General features: G+C 65.5%; 3 protein-coding genes and 1 pseudogene. 2 read left to right on the top strand and 2 right to left on the bottom strand.

All coding sequences use genetic code 11. From position 1 onward, the window contains the following. Together BCD49_RS44585 and BCD49_RS08125 are read left to right on the top strand one after the other, a co-directional pair. A pseudogene (locus tag BCD49_RS44585) lies at window positions 1–185 on the top strand (integrase core domain-containing protein); the annotation flags it as partial. 674 nt (window positions 186–859) lie between these two features. Then, window positions 860–1,291, top strand: coding sequence for a GNAT family N-acetyltransferase (locus BCD49_RS08125; RefSeq protein ID WP_035925188.1), 432 nt, complete (start codon window positions 860–862; stop codon window positions 1,289–1,291). A gap of 40 nt (window positions 1,292–1,331) precedes the next feature. On the opposite strand, the gene BCD49_RS08130 is transcribed toward BCD49_RS08125, so the two are convergent. Both BCD49_RS08130 and BCD49_RS08135 read right to left on the bottom strand, forming a co-directional pair. Beyond that, window positions 1,332–2,315, bottom strand: a complete 984-nt coding sequence (locus BCD49_RS08130) for a phosphotransferase enzyme family protein (protein ID WP_007516016.1) — start codon at window positions 2,313–2,315, stop codon at window positions 1,332–1,334. A gap of 262 nt (window positions 2,316–2,577) precedes the next feature. After that, the coding region (locus tag BCD49_RS08135; RefSeq protein WP_131803412.1) for a transposase at window positions 2,578–2,912 on the bottom strand (335 nt) is incomplete at its 5' end.

Consider the following 2,912-nt stretch of genomic DNA (forward strand, 5'->3'; position numbering starts at 1 on the left):
TGCATGCTCTCCGCGCATACGAGGCGTTCTACAACGATCATCGGTCACATCAGGGCATCGCCGATGCCAGGCCACTCCAACCGCTGCCCGAACCGATCACCGACCCGAACCGGCTCGCCCACCTAGACATCMRCAGACGCGACCGCCTCGCCGGCATCCTGCACGAATACGAACACGCAGCCTGACCAGCCCAGACGTATTTTTCGGCAGGAACAGGGCCACCGGGCGAGGCGGTGCCGGTCGGCCAGCCAGCTAAGCGTGGACCGGGCCGTGCGCCATCCACCCCACTGGGACCAATCCCATGGGCACTATAGGGATCTGACCGGAACGACGAATCCGTATGGAGAGAATCGCCGTTGCTGGCAAGCCGCCAGCGCGCCGGGCGCGTCCCCGCGGCGCGCACTGGCACTGCCAGCAGGCTGCACAGCGAGAGGCCGACCGGGCCGTGACCAGCAAGCTTGCCCAGTAGGTCAGGCCGTTCGCTGGATCCTCGCCAACGACGGACGGCGACTCCCAGCGCGATCCGATCCCTACAGGCATTGTAGGGATCGAGCGAAGATGAGCAGCCGATCCTTGGGGTTCGCAGCTATGTGAGCAAAACTGTGGTCGCGCGGCGGAGCCAGTTGAGCAGTTCTTGCTAGTGCTGACGGGATCTGGGCTCCATTGTCAACTACTGAACGTGACCGCAGTCTGGGTCCAGTGGGGGAGGCCGAGAACGGGCTCGACGCCGCTGGACGGTCTGCCCGTCACGCCCAGCGGACGCGGTAGGGCCAGCATTCCATGGCGGTGTCCAGCCACCGCCTGCTGTGGGAGAATCGCGCTGATGGGGTGGGACCGGCGTTCGGGACGGGCGGGAGCTGTGAGGATCGAACCGGCGGACGACGCCATGTTCTGCGAACGCGACGCCTGGCGCTACGACCCGCCTTACGACTTCTACGACACCGACGGCCTACCCGTGAAGAACCCCGAGCTCTTCTTCGCCGTGCGCGACGACGACGGCACCCTCATCGGCTTCTACTTCTTTGAGCCGGTCGACGACGGGCTGTTCTACGGGTTTGGCCTGCGGCCGGATCTCACTGGTCGTGGGCTCGGCGAGCAGTTCGTGCTGGCGGGCCTGGAGTTCGCCCGCCCTATCTACGGCCGGTGCCGCGTGGTGCTCGATGTCGCGGCCTTCAACGAACGCGCCATCCGCCTGTACCGGCGCCTCGGTTTCATCGAGACCGGCCGGCATACCGAGACGTTCGACGGTTACGGGCCCGTGGAGTTCGTTGACATGGAAAAGCCCGGCTGAACGCCTTCCGCGTCGGGTTGGGTCGATGTGGAGGCCCCAGTCACAGCACTCGATCAAGTGACCGCTGGATGGAGTCCATCACCTCGTCCAGGTCGGCCGCGAATGCCGGATTGACCTGAGCCATCCCGGCGAACCACAGGCCGAAGGCGACGTCTCGAGTGGCGATGAAGTCGTCCAGGTGAATGAGATCGGGCAGCTCGCGGCGTTCACTGTAGCCATTGAGAAGCGCCGTACGGATTGCGGTGTAGTCGGCCCGGCCACGATATTCCCACAGTGGTACCGCGATGTCATAGAGCCAGTAACCGAATCCGCAGTCGTCGAAGTCGATCAGCCGCACCGCATCACCGTCGAACAGAGCATTCTCCAGATGCAGGTCGGCATGGATCAGGCCGAAGGCGTCCGGCTTCGATCCAAGACCCGCCATGACAGTACGCATCCGGCGCGCGACCTCATCGAATTGCGCGCGCACCGGCGACGGCAGCAGGTCCCAGCACCCGGCTGCGGACACGCCGCCGTACTCCATGGTGTTGCCGAAGAAGGTCTCCCAGTCCCACCGCATGCGTACGAACCCGGAAGGCGGAGCCCACACCGAAGCGTGATTGTGCAAACGGGCGAGGATGCCACCCAATCGCCGGAAGTGCACGGACCGCGGATTGGCCGCCTGCATTCGTCCGTTCTGCCAGCCGAGGACCGAGCAGACCCGGCCGTCGGCGACGGTGGTCCACTGTCCACTGCGGGCCCGGATCGGCGTCGGCACGCTCAGATCCGTGTCTGCCTGCAATGCGGCCAGCCAGGCCAGCTCCGATCCGACCGCGACCCGCGAATCGACTCCACGGCCGTGCCGGTTCGGCCGGTGTACGCGCATCAGAAATCGGGTATCGCGGGAGTCGACCCGAAACGTGGTGTTCTCGCCGTGCGCGATGAACGACAGGCGTGGCTCGTCGACCGGGTAGTCCGCAAGCGCCCGCATGGCTGTGCGGCGCATGCGTGCGACCTGTGCGCGCTTCGACACTAGTTCGGGCATCTGCGCAACCTATCGCCGACGCCTCGGTGGCGGCCAGGAATTTGTCGGCGGCCCGGACAGGGGACCGTTAAGTTAGCGGCTCTGTTCTCGGGTCAGGCACCCTCGCAGACGCGAGGCTAACGAGCCCCGAAGCGGCTAGACAGTACCACCGACCTCCGGGACACGCCACAGACCACGCCACCGAGCGTCACCAAAGGCAGCGACTGCTCAAATAGACCTGACCACTGCTCGTTCGCTGCTCACAGGGATGCTCCTATGGATGTCAAGTGATCACTGGAAGATCGTTTGGTTCTCGTAGGGTGGTGAGGATCGCGTAGAGTTCCCGGGCGACGTAGCGCTTGAGGCAGCGGATGATCTCTTTCTTGCTCTTGCCCTCCTTGGTGCGGCGCTCGACGTAGGCACGGGTTCTCGCGTCCCAGCGCAGGCGGGAGAGCACGACCCGGTAGAGCGCGGCGTTCGCCTGGCGGTCGCCACCGCGGTTGAGTCGGTAGCGATGGGTCCGGCCTGAGGACGCGGGTAGCGGGGCGACGCCGCAGAGCATTGCGAACGCGGCCTCTGAGCGCATCCGGTCGGGGTTGGCTCCCATGGTGACGAGCA

The organism is Pseudofrankia sp. EUN1h (genome assembly GCF_001854645.1).
Lineage (GTDB): Bacteria > Actinomycetota > Actinomycetes > Frankiales > Frankiaceae > Pseudofrankia > Pseudofrankia saprophytica.